The following is a 17,112-nucleotide window of genomic DNA, read 5'->3' on the forward strand; positions in this document are numbered from 1 at the left end:
CGCCCCATCCCCGCCCCCTTCGTTCGGCAGAGCCTAAGGCCGGACAGATCACTTGCTACAAACTCCGGACACATCACGTGTTAGCGACAGTACAGGGAGGTCAGCTTGACATACCCTCCTTCAGCGCTTAACTTATGATGGTTGATGCAGATCGGCTGAGGTGGGAAACCGCTGACAGCATCGATCCCGCCAAGCTCTGCTTGGTCACTTGCTTATGGCTGTGGGCTGAAAAAGCTTGGGTTGCCGAGGGACTACCTATCAAAGGGCGGCCTGTATGGTCGCCCTTTGGTGTTTCTTCCGGCTCTTGTGCTGTCGTGGGATCACCGGCCAGGTGAACAGACCATGTTACGGTCTCTTTTGGAAGTTCAGGCAATCTTCCGCAAGCCTGCCGAACGGTAAGCGCTGTGTGGTGCCGACCATCTGACTTCGAGCATAGGCGCTCTCAATGAACATGCTTAGCCAAAAAGGGCTTGTCTCATTGCGATCGGATGGCTTCTGGCGCAAGTTAAAGAACACACAGTATCTTTGGCCGCTTTGCAGCGGAGGAACCATCTTCAATTCATAAAAGAGCCAGTTTGGCTTCTCTTTTGTCCTCATGACCTGTGATGTCGGCTTTTCAAACAGTTTCCCGACGAGACCGGGAAGCAGCAGAGAGTGGCTATAACGGATAGGGCAGAACACTCGTCTCTTTCCGCCCCTGTCAGGAAAAGTGTGGCTTCCCGCAGGTAGTACCGTGTCTGCCTTGACTTCCTCACTGTAGCAATGCGTGCTGTAGGTCACTTCGACATTGAATAGTATTGTTTGATTGTTTCTGCAGGACCATGAAAATTTATGCGTTCGAGAATGCGGAATATGGGATAGGTCATAGGAAACGTTCAGATGCTGAATCGATGCCGGGTGCATGCAACGCTTCCCCGTTCGCGCCCGCTATTTTTCGCGGGAGGTGCTGCCCTTATAGCTTGAGCGCAGGCATGAACGCGAACATTCCTTTGCATGCATTCGCTTCCCCCTTCCGCCCTTACCCGCCCGCCTTCAGCTGGTCGATGCGGGCGCGGATCGTCGCGTGTTCCGGGTCGCCCGGCTTGAACTGGGCGAGCAGGCGGGTCCACAGTTCCGACGCCTCGCCGGTGCGCCCCGCGCCGGCGGCTTCCAGACCGAGCAGCCAGAGGGCCTCGCGGTTGCCGGGGTCGAGGCTGAGCGCCTGCTTCAGCGCGCCGACGGCCTCCTCAGGCACGCGGCGCGCCGCCTCGTTCCCCTGGGCGTCGCGGGCCTGCTGGGCCAGCAGGCTGGTGGCGTAGGCGACCAGCACGTCGGGGCGGTCGGGGGCCTGCTCCCTGGCGCGGCGGCCGGCCTCGGCGGCCTTCTCGAGGTCGCCCAGCACGCTGTAGGAGCGGACGAGGCGCAGCCAGCCCTCGACGTCCGAAGGGTCGCTCTCCAGCCGTGCCGCCAGCCCGGCGACCATGTCGCGGATCATGCGGTCGCGGTCTTCCGCATTTTGGGGGGCATTCTGCGGCGCGTTCTGGCCCGCGTCGCCGGGCGGGGTCCCCGCACCGGGCTGCTGGTTCCGCGCGACGGGAGGCAGGGGCTGCGGCACGGCGCCGTCGGGGTCGCGGCCGAGCCCTTCGGCGGCCTGCCGGATGTAGTCGCGCAGGACCGCCACCCAGGGGGCGTCGGCCGGAGATTCGCTCATCAGCCGGGTCCAGCGCTCCAGCGCCTCGTTCAGCTCCCCCGCCTGGAAGCGCGCGAGCCCGGCGTAGAAGCGGGCGCGCGGGTCGTTGGGGGTCTTCTCCAGCACGCGGTCGTAGGCCTTGCGGGCATCCTCGGTCACCGTGCCGCCGTTGGCGGCGGTCGCCACCTCGGCATAGGAGCCCAGAAGCTCCGTGTCATCGGGCGACAGCGCCACGGCCCTGGCCAGCGCCTCGGACGCCTGGGGCAGGTGGCCCATCTTCGCCAGCGCCTGGCCGAGGATGCTCCAGCCCTGCGGATCGTCGGGGTTCTGCTCCAACTGCTGGCGCAGGTTCTCCATCGCCGTCACCACGCTTTCCGGGGGCAGGTTCTGTTCCTGCTCCAGGTTGCGCGAGGCGAGCGGCTGGGCCGGCGCGTCCGGGTTGCCGAGCGGCAGGTAGACGGCGAGTGCCCCCAGCGGGATGCCCACGGCGAGGACACCGGCGACCAGCGTCGCGGCGCGCGGCCCGGCGGATGCCGGTGCGGCGCCCTCGTCGGCGGAGGCGAGCATGCGCCGGCCGATCTCCGCCCGGGCGGCGGCAGCCTGCGCCTCGTTGATGACGCCGCGGGCGAGGTCGCGGTCCAGCTCTTCGAGCTGGTCGCGGTAGACCTCCAGGTCGTAGGAGGCGCGGGCGCCGCCGTCGGCCTGGGGCTTCAGCAGCGGCGTCATGATCAGCGCCAGCACGCCCGCCGTCATGACCGCGGCCAGAATCCAGAACAGCATCACACCCCGTCCTTACCCAAAGCTTCCTTGCCCAACGCCGTGTCTCCCGGTCCGGCCTTGCCGAGAAGGGCGTCGAGCCGCCGCGTCTCGTCCTCGGTCAGGGGCGTGGTGTCGCCGCCGGACCCGGCCCCGCGCCGGCCCCGCAAGTAGAAGACGGTGCCGGCCGCCCCCAGCGCCAGCAGCGCGAAGGGACCGACCCACAGCAGCAGCGTCGCCGCCTTGAATGGCGGGCGCAGCAGCACATAGTCGCCGTAGCGGTCGGTCACGTAGGACAGCACGCCCGCGTCGCTGTCGCCGGCCTGCAGCCGCTCGCGCACCAGCACGCGCAGGTCGCGGGCCAGCGGCGCGTTGCTGTCGTCGATGGACTGGTTCTGGCAGACGAGGCAGCGCAGCTCCTTGCTGATCTCCCGCGCGCGGGACTCCAGCGCCGGGTCCTTCAGCACCTCGTCGGGCATCACGGCGAGCGCCGCGGTCGGGGCTATCGCCAGGGGTGAGACGGCCAGCAGCGCGGCCAGCAGATGCGCCCTCATCCCCGGCTCAGCTCCCGCGCCAGGGGGAGGAGCTGCTCCTCCACCACCTGTGGCGTCAGCGGGCCGACATGCTTGAAGCGGATGCGGCCCTCGCGGTCCACCAGGAAGGTCTCCGGCACGCCATAGACGCCCCAGTCGATGGAGACGCGCCCGTCCAGGTCGGCGCCGACGCTGGCGTAGGGGTCGCCGTTGCGGTTCAGCCAGGCGATGGCGTCCTCCGCCTTGTCCTTGTGGTTGATGGCGCGCACGGTCAGCCCCTCCTGCCGCGACAGGCGGGTGATGATCGGGTGCTCCGCCTTGCAGGGGATGCACCAGGAGGCGAAGACGTTCACCACCGTCACCCCGCCCTTGAGCTGGGCCGTGGACAGCCCTTCCTTGTGGCCAGGCAGCGGCGGCAGCTCGAAGCCCGGCACCGGCTTGTCCAGCAGGGCGGACGGGATGATCTTCGGGTCGCGGTCGAAGCCGTACCAGAAGGCCACGCCCACGCCTGCGAAGAGCAGGAGGGGCAGCAGGTAGATCAGGCGGCGCATGGGTCTTTCCTCGTTCGGCTGAGCTTGGGCCCGGCCGGCCCTATTCGGCGGGCTGTGGTGCTGCCGGCCCGGCGCCCGCCCGGCGGCGTTCCGGCGCGCCGACGCGGTAGCGGCGGTCGGAGATCGAGACCAGCCCGGCGACCACCATGCCGACGCCGCCGATCCAGATCCAGGGCACCAGCGGGTGGTGGTACATGCGCACGGTCCAGGCCGCCCCGTTCTGCGTTGGGTCGCCGAGCGCCACATAGACGTCCGAGACCCAGGTCGTGTGGATCGCGGCCTCGGTCGTCGTCATGCGGGTGACGGGGTAGAAGCGGCGCTCCGGCGTCAGCACGGCGACATGGTCGCCCTGGGCCGTCGTCACGGTGAAGCGCCCGGTGTCGGAGCGGAAGTTCGGCCCCTGCGTTCCGCCGATGGAGTCGAAGCGGATGACGTAGCCCGCGACCTCCGCGCTGTCGCCCGGCTTCATCGACCGGATGGCTTCCGTCTGCCAGGCCGAGGTGCCGGTCATGCCGGCGATGGAGATGCCGAGGAAGGCGTGGGCCAGCGTCATGCCCCAGGCGCTGCGCGGCAGGTGGCGGGCGCGGTTCAGGCTGTCGCGCAGGGGGATGCGGAACAGGCGGATGCGCTCGGCGAACTCCGCCAGCGCGCCGAAGAAGGCCCAGGCGGCCAGCCCGATGCCGGCCAGCGCCAGGATCGGGCCGCTCCCGGCCGTGACGTAGGCGGCGGCCGCGACGATGGCGGCGGTGGCGAGGCCGGCGGACCACAGCCGGACCATGGCGGCGCCCAGGTCGCCGCGCTTCCAGGCCAGGAAGGGGCCGACCGTCATGGCGGCAACCATCGGCATGGCGAGCGGCAGGAAGGTCGCGTTGAAGAAGGGCGCGCCCACCGACACCTTGCCCAGCTCCAGCACGTCCAGGAACAGCGGGTAGAGCGTGCCGATGAAGACGGTCGCCGTGGCGGTGGAGAGCAGCAGGTTGTTCAGCACCAGCGCACCCTCGCGGCTGACCGGCGCGAACAGGCCGCCGGCCTTCAGGCTCGGCGCCCGCAGGCTGTAGAGCAGCAGCGAGCCGCCGGTGGCGATCACCAGCAGCACCAGGATGAACACGCCGCGCGCCGGGTCCACCGCGAAGGCGTGGACCGAGGTCAGGATGCCCGAGCGCACCAGGAAGGTGCCCATCAGCGACAGCGAGAAGGTGACGATGGCGAGCAGGATGGTCCAGCTCTTCAGCGCGTCGCGCTTTTCCACCACCGTGGCGGAATGCAGCAGCGCCGTTCCGGCCAGCCAGGGCATCAGCGAGGCGTTCTCGACCGGGTCCCAGAACCACCAGCCGCCCCAGCCCAGCTCGTAATAGGCCCACCAGCTTCCCATGGCGATGCCCATGGTCAGCGAGGCCCAGGCCAGCAGCGTCCAGGGCCGCACCCAGCGCGCCCAGGCGGGGTCCACGCGCCCCTCGATCAGGGCCGCCACCGCGAAGGAGAAGGCCATGGAGAAGCCGACATAGCCCGCGTAGAGGAAGGGCGGGTGGAAGGCGAGACCGGGATCCTGCAGCAGCGGGTTCAGGTCGTTGCCGTCCAGCGGCGCCGGGATCACGCGGATGAAGGGGTTGCTGGTCGCCAGCACGAACAGCAGGAAGCCGACCCCGGTCATCCCCTGCACCGACAGCACGCGCGCCCGCAGGGTCGGGGGCAGGTTGCGCCCGAACAGCGCCACCGCCGCGCCGAAGCCGGCCAGCATCAGGACCCAGAGGATCATCGACCCCTCATGGTTCCCCCAGACGCCGGAGACCTTGTAGAGCATGGGCTTCAGCGAATGGCTGTTCTGCACCACGTTCTGGACGCTGAAGTCCGACACCACATGCGCCCAGGTCAGCGCCGCGTAGGCCACCAGGATCAGGGCGAGCTGGCCCAGCGCCGCCGGGCGGGCCACCGCCATCCAGGCGGCGTTGCCGGTGGCGGCCCCGGCCAGGGGCAGCACCGACTGCACCAGCGCCACGAAGAGCGCCAGCACCAGCGCGTAATGGCCAAGCTCCGGGATCATGGGCCGGCTACTCCTTGGACGTGGATTGGGACGCGGCCGGGACCGTGGTGGCCGCCGCCTTCTCCGCCATGCCGTCCGCCGTCTTGGCGGGGTCCTTGAAGACGCCGGCGCGCTTGATGGCGTCGGCCACCTCCGGCGGCATGTAGTTCTCGTCGTGCTTGGCGAGCACCTCGCGCGCGACGAAGACGCGCGCACCGTTCAGCGTGCCCTCGGCGACGATGCCCTGGCCCTCGCGGAACAGGTCGGGAAGCTGGCCGCGGTAGCTGACCGCCACGCTGTTGACCGTGTCGGTCACCATGAACTCGGTCGTCAGCCCGTCGGGCAGCTTCTTCACGCTGCCGGCCTCGACCAGCCCGCCCAGCCGGAAGTTGCGGTCGCCGACGTCGCGCGTCTGCACGTCGCTCGGGCTGTAGAAGAAGACGATGTTGTCCTCGAAGGCGGTCAGCGTCAGGGCGGCGGCGGTGCCCAGCCCCAGCAGGGCCAGGCCCAGCATGTAGAGGCGCCGTTTCTTGCGGGTCATCCTTCCCTCACTTCACTCACCGCCGGAGCGTTCACCGCCGATGCCGATGCCGATGCCGGCGCGCGGTCGCGCCGGCGGCGCGCCGGGCGGCTGCCTTCCAGCGCGCGCAAGGTGGCCTCGCCCGAGCGCAGGGATTTCAGCGTCGCGGCGAGAAGCCCGACCATGATCAGCGCCGCCACCCCATAGGACGGCCAGACGAACGCGGCGTAGCCGCCCATCGCGAGGAATTCGGACATCGGCAAAAAGGGCTCTCCGGTCCCAAAAAGCATCGGTTCCACTCAAACCGATCCATGTGTCTGTTTCAAGGCGGGGCGCCCCGGCGGGCCTGCGACTTTAGGACCCACCCGGTGGACGCCTGCCGCGCCGTTTTAGTCCACGAACGTCATGCGGCGGCCTTCATTCGGCCGCCTGCGTCAGCCGCATGGTCTGGATGCGGCGCTGGACGATCTCCGCGCGCAGGCGCAGCAGGACCACGGTGACGAAATAGAGCGTGAAGGCGACCGCCATGATCAGCAGCGGCACCAGCATCGGCGCCGCGACGGTCGGGCCGTCCATGCGCATGACGCTGGCGGGCTGGTGCAGCGTGTTCCACCATTCGACCGAGAACTTGATGATCGGCACGTTCACGATGCCGACCAGCAGCAGCACGTTGCCCGCGCGCATGCCGCGCTGCGGGTCGTCGAAGGCGTTCACCAGCGCCATGTAGCCCAGATACAGGAAGAACAGGATCAGAACGCTGGTCAGCCGCGCGTCCCACACCCACCAGGTGCCCCACATCGGCGCCCCCCAGAGCGAGCCGGTGATCAGGCAGATCGCCGTGAAGCCGGCGCCGACCGGGGCGGCGGCCTTGGCGAACAGGTCGGCCAGCGGGTGCTTCCACACCAGCCCGCAGGCGGCGGCGATGGCCATGTTGGTGTAGACGAACAGGCTCATCCAGGCGGCGGGCACATGGATGTACATGATCCGCACCGTGTCGCCCTGCTGGTAGTCCGGCGGCGAGGCGAACAGGCTGAAATAGAGCCCCACGACCAGCAGGACCACGGTCGCCCCGGCGCTCCACGGCAGGATCGCCGTGGCAAGGCGTTGGAAGCGGGCAGGGTTGGCGAAGCGGTGCATGGGTTCCACGGGCCTTCGATGCGATGCGGTCCATATAAGACCACATCCACCACAGCGCGAGGGGTTTCGCCTTGATCCAGGTCAGGAAACCGTGAGGATTCCGGCGACACCGCCCGTGACAAGGGACGGCCGGGAAAGGCCCGGCCGGCGGTCCTGTTCGACGGCCTATTCCACGGCCTGGCGCAGGGCCGCCGCACCGGCCCAGGGGGCCAGCGGCAGGGCGGCGGCGAGCAGCCCGGCCAGCAGCAGCAGGTGCGGGCGCGGGGTGAGGCCGTGCAGGGAGGCGTCGATGGCCCCGGCCCCGAAGATCAGCACGGGGATGTAGAGCGGCAGGATCAGCAGCGACAGCAGCACGCCGCCGCGCCGCGCCCCCAGCGTCAGGGCGGCGCCGATGCCGCCGATGAGGCTGAGCAGCGGGGTGCCGATGGCGAGCGTCAGGACCAGCGTGCCGAACCCCGCCGTGTCCATGTTCAGCAGCACCGCCAGGATCGGGGCGGCGACGATCAGCGGCAGGCCGGTGACCAGCCAATGGGCGAGCGTCTTGGCCAGCACGACGGCTTCCAGCGGCACCGGCGACAGGGCCAGCAGCTCCAGCGAGCCGTCCTCGTAATCGGTCTGGAACAGCCGCTCCAGCGACAGCAGCGAGGCGAGGAGGGCCGCCACCCAGATCACGCCCGCGGCGATGCGCGCGAGGATGTTCGGCTCCGGCCCGACGCCGAAGGGGAACAGCACGACGCAGAGCACGAAGAACATCACGGCGATGGAAGCGTCCGACCCCTGGCGCAGGGCCAGCCGCAGGTCCCGCCCGACGAGCCGCAGGAAGCGCGTCATGCCGCGTCCTCCCCTTCAATCCCGCCGTCACCGAAGGCGTCGTCATCGAACGCGTTCCCGCCGGTCACGGGGGTGAAGTCGTCCAGATGCAGTTCGCGGGCGCCGGGCATGGCGATGTCGGCGTGGGTGGAGACCGCGACCATGCCGCCGGCCGCGCGGTGCTCGGCGATGATGCCCTCCAGCAGCGCCACGGCGGCGCGGTCGAGCGCGACCGACGGCTCGTCCAGCAGCCAGAGCGGCGCCGGGGCCGCCAGCACGCGGGCCAGGTTCAGCCGGCGCTTCTGCCCGGCGGACAGGTAGCGCCCCGGCACGCCGGCGATCTGCGGCACGCCCAGCCGGTCGAGCGCGGCCAGCGCGCTGGCCCGCGGATCCGCCGCGCCGCCCAGCCCCGCCCAGAAGGCGAGGTTCTCGGCGGCGGTCAGCACCGGCTTCACGGCGTCGAGATGGCCGACATAGTGGATCTTCGCGCGGTGCCCGTCCGGGTCGTCCGGCACTGGCGCGCCGTCCCAGGCGAGCCTCCCCCGGAAGGGCTTCAGCAGGCCGGCCATCATCCGCAGCAGGCTCGACTTGCCGCTGCCGTTCGGGCCGAGCAGCAGCAGCGCCTCGCCCGGCGCGACGCGGAAGTCCAGCCCGGTGAAGACCAGCCGGTCGCCGCGCAGGCAGGTCAGCTCGGAACCGGTGAAGACAGGCATCGGGAATTCGGGCTCGCGGCGGGGACAGGGGGTGGCGAGCTATAGCACAGCCCGGCCGCCGGTCAAAACCGCCGGTCCGCATGTGAAGGCCTTGGAAAAAGGAACGGCCACCGCAGGGGGGCTCCCACGGTGGCCGCATGCCCGGCCGGGGTCTGGCCGGACGCCTTCGGACAGGACAGCGTGCCTGGCGTCGCCGCCGGGACCGTCAACGCGGGGGTTCACGTTCCGGTCCCGCTGCCCGTTGCGTCGGATGTTGCCGGGCGCCTGTGGTTCTTATGGGACCGAAAAGTGGCGAAATTTTGATCGGTGTGGCGGACGATCTTCCTCGGGCCCCCATCCCTGGGGGACGGTCACGAGGGCCGGCCCGGGTTCCGGCGCGCCGGACGCCTGGAAAAGCCGCGAAGTTCCGCGTTGCGGCAGGACTTCGCGCGGTCTAGCCTGTTGTCCTGTTCCTATCACAGCCACGACCACGCATGTCTTCCCACCCATCCGCCTCCGGCGCCGCCCCCGCTTCCTCGTCTGACGCCGCCGCGGCGGTCGTCGTCGAGGATCTGCACAAGAGTTTCGGCCCGCTGGAGGTCCTGAAGGGTGTGTCGGTGACGGCGCGCGAGGGCGACGTGGTCACGCTGATCGGCTCCTCGGGCTCGGGCAAGAGCACGCTCCTGCGCTGCATCAACATGCTGGAGGTGCCGGATTCCGGGCGCATCGTCATCGGCGGCGAGGAGATCGGGCTGAAGACTCGCGGCGGGCGCACCGTGCCGGCCGACCACAAGCAGGTGGAGCGCATCCGCACCCGGCTCGGCATGGTGTTCCAGAGCTTCAACCTGTGGACCCACATGACGATCCTGGAGAACGTCATCGAGGCGCCGGTGCATGTGCTGGGCGTCCCGAAGGCGGAAGCCGTGGACCGCGCCCGCATGCTGCTGGACAAGGTCGGCATCCTCGCCAAGGCGGACGCCTACCCGGTCCAGCTCTCCGGCGGGCAGCAGCAGCGCGCGGCCATCGCCCGCGCGCTCGCCATGCAGCCCAAGGTGATGCTGTTCGACGAGCCGACCTCCGCGCTCGACCCCGAGCTGGTGGGCGAGGTGCTGCTGGTCATCCGCAAGCTGGCGGAGGAAGGCAACACCATGGTGCTGGTCACCCACGAGATGGGCTTCGCCCGCGAGGTCTCGTCGGAGGTGGTGTTCCTGCACCAGGGCAGGGTCGAGGAGAGGGGGCCGCCCGGTAAGGTGCTGGTCGATCCCGATTCGGACCGGGTGCGGCAGTTCCTGTCGCGCCACCTGTCCCAGGGGGAATGACCCCTAGGGACGGGCCGTCTGCGGCATCCGAAAGATGCGTTTTTCTGAAGAACCAAGGGTCATCGCGGGACCGCCGGCGGCGGTTCCCGGAACAAGGCAGAGCAAAGGAGATCTCTCCGTGAGGAAAATGTTCGCGGCGCTGGCGATCGGCGCAATCGTGGCGGCGGTCGGAACCGTCGCCGGGGTGGCCGACGCCAAGGACTGGAAGAAGATCCGCATCGCCAGCGAGGGTGCCTATCCGCCCTGGAACTCGACCGACCCGTCGGGCAAGCTGATCGGCTTCGAGGTGGACCTCGCCAAGGACCTCTGCGCCCGCATGAAGGCGGAATGCGAGTTCGTCGCGCAGGATTGGGACGGCATCATCCCGGCCCTCCAGCAGGGCAAGTACGACGCCATCATGTCGGCGATGACCATCACGGACGAGCGCAAGCAGGTCATCGACTTCACGGTCCCCTACGGCACCGAGCCCTCCTCCTTCGGCGTGCTGAAGGGCTCGCCGCTCCAGTCCTCGCTCGACCTCAAGGTCGAGGCCGTGGACCTCGCCAAGGAGACGCCGGAGAACAAGGGCGCGCTCGACAGGCTCGCCGCCGCGCTGAAGGGCAAGACGGTCGGCGTGCAGGTCTCCACCATCCAGGCGAACTTCATGGAGAAGCACCTGCCGGACGTGGACCTGCGCACCTACGACAAGATCGAGAACGCCGGCATCGATCTCGTCTCCGGCCGCATCGACACGCTGTTCGGCGACCGGTCCGTGGTCGAGGCCATCGCCAAGAACGAGCCGGATAAGGTCGTGCTGGTCGGCCCGAACATCTCGCGCGGCGTGCTGGGCGAGGGCATCGGTCTCGGCGTGCGCAAGGCCGACGCCGACCTGAAGGCGCTGTTCGACAAGGCCATCCAGGAGTCCACCAAGGACGGCGTGGTCTCGAAGCTCAGTGTCCAGCATTTCGGCTACGACATCGCGGTCAAGTAAGCCCCCACCCTCCTGAACGGGCCTCCCCGCCCCGTCGCTTTCCCCTTGGAGGGAAGGGGCGGGGCAGGGCGGTGTGAGCCCTGAACGCGATGCTGGAAATCCTTTCATTCGGCCCGAACGGCTGGGGCATGCAGCTCCTGCTCGGCACGGCCATGACCGTTGCCGTCGCCGTGTCGGCCTTTGCCCTGGGCATCGTCTTCGGGGCGCTGGGCGCCGCGGCGAAGCTCAGCGGCAGCGCGATCCTGCGCGTGCTCGCCGAACTCTACACCACGGTCGTGCGCGGCGTGCCGGAGCTGCTGGTCATCTACCTGCTGTTCTTCGGCGGCAACGGCATGGTCATGGCGGTGGCGCGGCTGTTCGGTTACGACGGCTTCATCGAGCTGAACGCCTTCGCCGTCGGCGTGGCGGCGGTGGGGCTGATCTCCGGCGCCTATTCGACCGAGGTGATCCGGGGTGCCGTGCGCTCCGTGCCGCACGGCCAGATCGAGGCGGCGCGCGCCTGCGGCATGGGCCGCGCGCTGATCCTGCGCCGCATCCTGGTGCCGCAGACCATGCGCTTCGCCCTGCCGGGCCTCGGCAACGTATGGCAGCTGACGCTGAAGGACACGGCGCTGGTCTCCGTGACCGCCCTGTCGGAGCTGATGCGCGTGGCCCATCTCGGCTCCGGCTCGACGCGGGAGCCCTTCCTGTTCTACGGCATCGCCGCCGCGCTCTACCTGATCCTCACGACCGTGTCGACGGCGGCCTTCAACCAGGCCGAGCGTCACGCGAACCGCAGCCTGCGGAGGGCCTGATGCTCCTCGTTTCCAACGGCCCGAATTCCGACGGCCCGAATTCCGACGGCGCGGGTTCCGCACGATGAACTGGGAACTGATGTGGAGCAGCCTGCCGCGCCTGCTGGGCGGCGTTCCCCTGACCCTGCAGCTCGTCGGGCTGGCGCTGGCCGGCGGCGCGCTCGTGGCCTTCGGCACGGCGCTGATGCGCCTGTCCTCGAACCCCGTGCTGCGCGGCATCGCCTCGGGCTATGTGTTCCTGTTCCGGGGCACGCCGCTGCTCGTCCAGATGTTCCTGATCTACTACGGGCTGGGCCAGTTCGAGTGGGTGCGCGGCAGCTTCCTGTGGACGGTCCTGCGCGAGCCCTACTGGTGCGCCATCCTGGCGATGATGCTGAACACCGGCGCCTACACCAGCGAGATCCTGCGCGGCGCCATCCAGTCGGTGCCGCACGGCCAGGTCGAGGCGGCGCGCGCCTGCGGCATGAGCCGTGCGCTGGCATTCCGCCGCATCGTCCTGCCCGTCGCCATCCGCCAGATGCTGCCGGCCTACGGCAACGAGATCATCCTGATGGTCAAGGCCAGCTCGCTCGCCAGCACCATCACCCTGATGGAGGTGACCGGCCTCGCCCGCCGCATGATCGCCCAGACCTTCGCCGTCTTCGAGCTGTTCATCCTCGCCGGCGCCATCTACCTGCTGATCAACTTCCTCGCCGCCCGCCTGATCCGCTACGCGGAATGGCGCCTGACGCCCTACCTGCGGGCGCGGGCCTGAGGGGAGGCGACTGGGGCTCTCAGCGAGGCGTTTTCCGCGCCGGCACCATGAGGCTCACAGACCTCATAAGGCGGTAACGCCTTGAAAAACATTTACTTTCTGTCATCCCCGCGAAAGCGGGGATCCAGAAGTCCGCAGAACGAACCCTGCGGAAGCGTCCTGGACCCCCGCTTGCGCATGGGCGCTAACTTTTGCATGTTCGTTCGCTCGACCGAAGCCCGCGCCATCCCACCTCGTCATTCCCGCGAAACGCTCTTGGCGAATGCTTCTGGCATTCGCCTGCCGCGTCAGAGCAAACGAAGTTTGCTTGAGAGCGGGAATCCAGTCCTTTCCCGCAGCGAACCTATTGGAAACTCTGGATCCCCGCGTCCGCGGGGATGACGGTGGAGAGGCGGTCGGGTGCTCGGTTTCGTCGGTCGATTCTCAAAGTTAGCGCCCATGCGCTTGCGTGGGGGTGACGGATAAGTGGCTGATATTTATCAGGTTTCTCACATAGAAGACAGGTTTGCCCTTTTGATGGGCCAGGAGACGGCTGCCCTCCTCAACCCGGCGGGGCGCTGCCGGGGCAATTTCGCTTGACGGGCTGTGTGAAATGGCAAAGCTCGAGGCGGGCCGCGGGAATCGCGGCGAACCAAGACGTAAAAAAACAAACAATCATAAGCATGAACAGAGGAGATCTTCCGTTGAAGAAGCTTTTTGCGGCGCTTGCGTTGGGTGTTGTCCTGTCGGTCGCCGGCGGCGCGGCCGAGGCCAAGGACTGGAAGAAGGTCCGCATCGCGACCGAGGGAGCCTACGCCCCCTGGAACATGACCGACCCGTCGGGCAAGCTGATCGGTTTCGAGATCGACCTCGCGCGGGATCTCTGCAAGCGCATGAAGGCGGAGTGCGAGATCGTTGCCCAGGATTGGGACGGCATCATCCCGGCCCTCCAGCAGGGCAAGTACGACGCCATCATGGCCGGCATGTCCATCACGGACGAGCGCAAGCAGGTCATCGACTTCGCCGGACCCTACGGCAGCGAGCCGTCGAGCTTCGCCGCCCCGGCGGGCTCCCCGCTGCTGGGCGCCAGCTTCACCGAGAGGAGCGTGGACCTCGCCCATGACACGCCCGCCAACAAGCAGGTCCTCGACAAGCTCGCGGCCACGCTGAAGGGCAAGACGATCGGCGTGCAGGTCTCGACCATCCAGGCGAACTTCATGGAGAAGTACCTGCCGGACGTGCAGGTGCGCAGCTACGACAAGCTGGACAACGCCGGCATCGACCTGAACGCCGGCCGCCTCGACGCCATCTTCGGCGACCGCTCGGCGGTGCAGGCCATCGCCAAGGCGAACGAGGGCAAGATGGCCCGCTTCGCTCCGGACTTCGCGCGCGGCGTGCTGGGCGAGGGCGTCGGCGTCGGCATGCGCAAGGCGGACGCCGACCTGAAGGCGCTGTTCGACAAGGCCATCCAGGAGGCCAACAAGGACGGCACCATCACGAAGCTCAGCACCCAGCACTTCGGCTACGACATCTCGCTGAAGTAAGGCGCGGGTTGAGGCGCCGCTCCGCCGGGGCGGCGCCTCAGGCATCCGGTGCTTTAGCCGTCCAGCGCCTCCGCCACCCGGCGGCGCAGGACGGGGACCAGCTCCTCCTCGAACCAAGGGTTCTTCTTCAGCCAGGCCGTGTTGCGCCAGCTCGGGTGCGGCAGGGGAAGGAACTCGGGGCCGTACTCGCGCCAGGCGGCGACCGTCTCGGTCATGGTGGGCTTGCGGCGGGTGCCCAGGTACCAAGCCTGGGCGTACTGGCCGATCAGCAGCGTCAGCCGCACGCCGGTGAGCGCCGCGCGCAACGGCGGGTGCCAGAGCGGCGCGCATTCCGGGCGGGGCGGGTGGTCGCCGCCCTTGGGCGAGGTACCGGGGTAGCAGAGCCCCATCGGCAGGACGCCGATGCGGGATTCGTCGTAGAAGGCCTCCCGGTCCATCGCCAGCCACTGACGCAGCCGGTTGCCCGACGGGTCGTTCCAGGGGATGCCGGTGGCGTGGACGCGGGCGCCCGGCGCCTGCCCGACGATCAGCAGCCGCGCGGTCGGGCTGCCGCGCAGGACGGGGCGGCAGCCGTGCGGCAGCAGCCCTTCGCAGGCCCGGCAGGCGCGGGCGCTTTCCAGAAGCTCGGTCAGACTCATGATCGGGGCGGGTGCGGTCAGGTTAGGGCGAGCAGTGTCTTCACGAAGGCCGGTACGACCTCCGTCGCCGGGCCGTGGATCGCCTCGCGGAACTGGCTGGCGCCGCTGGAGGGCTCCAGGTTCAGCTCCACGGTGAGGGCGCCGGCGGCGCGGGCCTCGGCGACGAAGCCCGCCGCCGGGTAGATGTTGCCCGAGGTGCCGATGGAGACGAACAGGTCGCAAGCAGCCAGTTCCCCCTGGATGCGCTCCATCTCGTAGGGCATCTCGCCGAACCAGACCACGTCGGGCCGCAGTCCGTTGCGCCGGCCGCAATGGGGACAGGCCTGCTCCAGCGACAGGTCGGAGCGGCACTCCATGACGGTGCGGCAGAAGAGGCAGACCGCCTTCAGCAGCTCGCCATGCATGTGGATGAGCTTCTTGGAGCCGGCGCGCTCGTGCAGGTCGTCGATGTTCTGGGTGACCAGAAGGAGGTCTCCCGGCCAGGCGCGCTCCAGCTCGGCCAGGGCGGCGTGGGCGGCGTTCGGCTGCACCGCCGGGTCGAGCAGGCCGCGCCGGCGGTCGTTGTAGAAGCGGTGGACCAGCGGCGGGTTGCGCAGGAAGGCCTCCGGCGTCGCCACGTCCTCCAGATCCACCTTGTCCCAGATGCCGCCCGCGCAGCGGAAGGTGTCCAGCCCCGATTCCTTGGAGATGCCGGCGCCGGTCAGGATCACGATGCTGCCGGTCGGCTTCAGATGGGTGCTGACGTCCATGGGGGCTCTGGCGGTCACGGTGAGGGGCTGATACACCGTGGCGGAAGCCGAGTTGACGAGGATGGGGGCACGAGGATGGTCAAGGTCCTGTTCGTGTGCACCGGCAACATCTGCCGTTCGCCCACCGCCGAGGGTGTGTTCCGTAACGTGGCCCTCAATGCCGGGTTGGGCAACCGAATCACGGCGGATTCCGCGGGAACGCATGGCTACCATGTGGGCGAAGCGCCCGACCCGCGCAGCCGCAGGGCGGCGCTGGCGCGCGGCGTGGACCTGTCGGGGCTGCGCGCCCGCACGGTGACGGCCGGGGATTTCGCGGAATTCGACCACATCCTCGCCATGGACCAGGGCCACTTGACGCAACTGCGCCGCATGGCCCCGCCGGACGCCAGGACCAAGCTGGCGCTGTTCCTGGACTTCGCGCCGGACGCGCCCCGGCGCGAGGTGCCGGACCCCTATTACGGGGAGGGCACCCACTTCACCGAGGTGCTCGATCTTTGCGAGATGGGCGCGCGCGGCCTGCTGGAGCATCTGCGGCGGGAGCTGGCGTGACCGCCGCCGCCGCCATCCGCGCAATGGTGGAAGCGGCGCTGGGCACGCCGGTGTCGGCTATTGAACGGCTCTCGGGCGGGCACAACGCGGAGCTATGGACCGTGCGGCTCGGCGACGGGCGCCGGCTGGTCGCGAAGGCGGGGCGCGGGCTGGAGCCGGAGGGCTTCATGCTGCGTCACCTCGCCGCCGCGTCCGCCCTGCCGGTGCCGGCCGTGCATCACGCCGACGACCGGCTGCTGGTGATGGACCATGTCGAGACGTCCGGCGGCATCACGGCGTCCGTGGAGGAGCACGCGACGGAGCTGGTCGCGGCGCTGCACGGCATCGGCGCGCCGGCCTACGGCTTCCCCCGCCCGACACGGATCGGCCCTCTGCCTCAGCCGAACGGGGAAAGCGCCGACTGGGCCACCTTCTTCCGCGACCAGCGCCTGCTGCACATGGCCCGCGCGGCGCTGGAGGAGGGACGGATCGAGGCCGGGCTGATGCGGGACATCGAGCGGCTGGCCGGGCGCCTGCCGGAGCTGATCGGGGAGACCGCGCCGCCGGCCCTGATCCACGGCGACCTGTGGACGGACAACGTGCTGGCGCATGGCGGGCGGATCGCCGCCTTCATCGACCCGGCGCTCCATCATGCCGACCCGGAAATCGAGCTGGCCTTCACCACCCTGTTCGGCACCTTCGGCGAGACCTTCTTCCGCCGCTACGCGGAGATCCGCCCAATCCGGCCGGGCTTCTTCGAGCTGCGCCGCGACCTCTACAACCTTTACCCGCTGCTGGTGCATGTCCGCCTGTTCGGCGGCTCCTACGTCGGCGCGGTACGCCGGACGGTGGGGCGCTTGGTGGGGTGAGCGGGAAGGGGTGGGTGGACGGTACCGGTTCCGCGCAGCCCCGCTTTCGCGCATGGGCGCTGACGTAATCCCCTCTCCCCGCTGGGGAGAGGGTTAGGGTGAGGGGGTTGCAGGGGGGACATGTGCGTTCGGCAATCGCGGCCCCCTCACCCTCCCAGCCCTTGCGGGCTGGGCCCCGCCCTCTCCCCGGCGGGGCTACGGCTTGCACACATTTTGCGCCGCAGCAAGCTTGTAGCCTTCGTGAATGGCGGCGAAACGTTCGTATCCCCGCTGCATGGTT

The 17,112-nt window shown here is 69.1% G+C and carries 18 protein-coding genes; 7 read left to right on the plus strand and 11 right to left on the minus strand.

Annotated elements, in window-relative coordinates; genetic code table 11:
- Positions 1–1,018: 1,018 nt before the first annotated feature.
- The 9 genes from ccmI to ccmA all read right to left on the minus strand — a co-directional run bounded on the left by ccmI (position 1,019) and on the right by ccmA (position 8,709).
- Positions 1,019–2,449 carry a c-type cytochrome biogenesis protein CcmI gene (gene ccmI, locus JUB11_RS31240; RefSeq protein WP_207462719.1) on the minus strand — a complete coding sequence of 477 codons (1,431 nt, stop codon included), beginning with the start codon at positions 2,447–2,449 and terminating at the stop codon, positions 1,019–1,021.
- Positions 2,449–2,979, minus strand: coding sequence for a cytochrome c-type biogenesis protein (locus JUB11_RS31245; protein WP_207462720.1), 531 nt, complete (start codon positions 2,977–2,979; stop codon positions 2,449–2,451). The genes ccmI and JUB11_RS31245 overlap by 1 nt, the downstream gene beginning before the upstream one ends.
- Entirely contained in the window at positions 2,976–3,509 is a 534-nt protein-coding gene (locus tag JUB11_RS31250; RefSeq protein WP_207462721.1) for a DsbE family thiol:disulfide interchange protein, read from the minus strand. The genes JUB11_RS31245 and JUB11_RS31250 overlap by 4 nt, the downstream gene beginning before the upstream one ends.
- A gap of 40 nt (positions 3,510–3,549) precedes the next feature.
- Positions 3,550–5,550, minus strand: coding sequence for a heme lyase CcmF/NrfE family subunit (locus tag JUB11_RS31255; RefSeq protein WP_207462722.1), 2,001 nt, complete (start codon positions 5,548–5,550; stop codon positions 3,550–3,552).
- A gap of 7 nt (positions 5,551–5,557) precedes the next feature.
- On the minus strand, positions 5,558–6,070 hold the full coding sequence (gene ccmE, locus JUB11_RS31260; protein ID WP_207462723.1) for a cytochrome c maturation protein CcmE: 513 nt from the start codon (positions 6,068–6,070) through the stop codon (positions 5,558–5,560).
- Positions 6,067–6,306 (minus strand): heme exporter protein CcmD, encoded by a 240-nt coding sequence (gene ccmD, locus JUB11_RS31265; RefSeq protein WP_207462724.1) that lies wholly within the window; start codon positions 6,304–6,306, stop codon positions 6,067–6,069. Before ccmD ends, ccmE begins: the two co-directional genes overlap by 4 nt.
- A gap of 160 nt (positions 6,307–6,466) precedes the next feature.
- A complete protein-coding gene (locus JUB11_RS31270; protein ID WP_207462734.1) occupies positions 6,467–7,186 on the minus strand; it encodes a heme ABC transporter permease in 720 nt (239 codons plus the stop codon).
- 165 nt (positions 7,187–7,351) lie between these two features.
- Positions 7,352–8,017: a heme exporter protein CcmB gene (gene ccmB / locus JUB11_RS31275; protein ID WP_207462725.1), complete on the minus strand. Its 666-nt coding sequence runs from the start codon at positions 8,015–8,017 to the stop codon at positions 7,352–7,354.
- Complete coding sequence (gene ccmA, locus JUB11_RS31280; protein ID WP_207462726.1) at positions 8,014–8,709, minus strand: heme ABC exporter ATP-binding protein CcmA; 696 nt, start codon at positions 8,707–8,709, stop codon at positions 8,014–8,016. The genes ccmB and ccmA overlap by 4 nt, the downstream gene beginning before the upstream one ends.
- A 473-nt stretch (positions 8,710–9,182) precedes the next feature.
- Between ccmA and JUB11_RS31285 the strand changes: the two genes are divergently transcribed.
- The 5 genes from JUB11_RS31285 to JUB11_RS31305 all read left to right on the plus strand — a co-directional run bounded on the left by JUB11_RS31285 (position 9,183) and on the right by JUB11_RS31305 (position 14,048).
- The gene (locus JUB11_RS31285; RefSeq protein WP_247887458.1) at positions 9,183–10,007 is read left to right on the plus strand and encodes an ATP-binding cassette domain-containing protein; all 825 of its coding nucleotides are present in this window, start codon (positions 9,183–9,185) and stop codon (positions 10,005–10,007) included.
- A gap of 127 nt (positions 10,008–10,134) precedes the next feature.
- Positions 10,135–10,977 carry a lysine/arginine/ornithine ABC transporter substrate-binding protein gene (locus tag JUB11_RS31290; protein WP_247887459.1) on the plus strand — a complete coding sequence of 281 codons (843 nt, stop codon included), beginning with the start codon at positions 10,135–10,137 and terminating at the stop codon, positions 10,975–10,977.
- An 89-nt stretch (positions 10,978–11,066) separates the two neighbouring features.
- Positions 11,067–11,771, plus strand: coding sequence for an ABC transporter permease (locus JUB11_RS31295; RefSeq protein WP_207462728.1), 705 nt, complete (start codon positions 11,067–11,069; stop codon positions 11,769–11,771).
- A gap of 64 nt (positions 11,772–11,835) precedes the next feature.
- Positions 11,836–12,525 (plus strand): ABC transporter permease, encoded by a 690-nt coding sequence (locus JUB11_RS31300; RefSeq protein WP_207462729.1) that lies wholly within the window; start codon positions 11,836–11,838, stop codon positions 12,523–12,525.
- Positions 12,526–13,208: 683 nt separating this feature from the next.
- Positions 13,209–14,048: a lysine/arginine/ornithine ABC transporter substrate-binding protein gene (locus JUB11_RS31305; RefSeq protein WP_207462730.1), complete on the plus strand. Its 840-nt coding sequence runs from the start codon at positions 13,209–13,211 to the stop codon at positions 14,046–14,048.
- Between the two features lie 53 nt (positions 14,049–14,101).
- Here the strand turns inward: JUB11_RS31305 and JUB11_RS31310 are convergent, their stop codons facing one another.
- Together JUB11_RS31310 and JUB11_RS31315 are read right to left on the minus strand one after the other, a co-directional pair.
- Positions 14,102–14,686 carry a uracil-DNA glycosylase family protein gene (locus JUB11_RS31310; protein ID WP_207462731.1) on the minus strand — a complete coding sequence of 195 codons (585 nt, stop codon included), beginning with the start codon at positions 14,684–14,686 and terminating at the stop codon, positions 14,102–14,104.
- A gap of 17 nt (positions 14,687–14,703) precedes the next feature.
- Positions 14,704–15,435 carry an NAD-dependent deacylase gene (locus JUB11_RS31315; protein WP_207462732.1) on the minus strand — a complete coding sequence of 244 codons (732 nt, stop codon included), beginning with the start codon at positions 15,433–15,435 and terminating at the stop codon, positions 14,704–14,706.
- A 75-nt stretch (positions 15,436–15,510) separates the two neighbouring features.
- On the opposite strand from JUB11_RS31315, the gene JUB11_RS31320 reads away from it, so the two are divergent.
- Positions 15,511–15,984: a low molecular weight protein-tyrosine-phosphatase gene (locus tag JUB11_RS31320; protein ID WP_207462733.1), complete on the plus strand. Its 474-nt coding sequence runs from the start codon at positions 15,511–15,513 to the stop codon at positions 15,982–15,984.
- Positions 15,981–16,832 (plus strand): fructosamine kinase family protein, encoded by an 852-nt coding sequence (locus JUB11_RS31325; RefSeq protein ID WP_348771545.1) that lies wholly within the window; start codon positions 15,981–15,983, stop codon positions 16,830–16,832. The genes JUB11_RS31320 and JUB11_RS31325 overlap by 4 nt, the downstream gene beginning before the upstream one ends.
- Positions 16,833–17,112: the final 280 nt, after the last annotated feature.

Origin of the sequence: Azospirillum sp. SYSU D00513 (assembly GCF_017356015.1) — a bacterium.
Classification (GTDB): domain Bacteria; phylum Pseudomonadota; class Alphaproteobacteria; order Azospirillales; family Azospirillaceae; genus Azospirillum.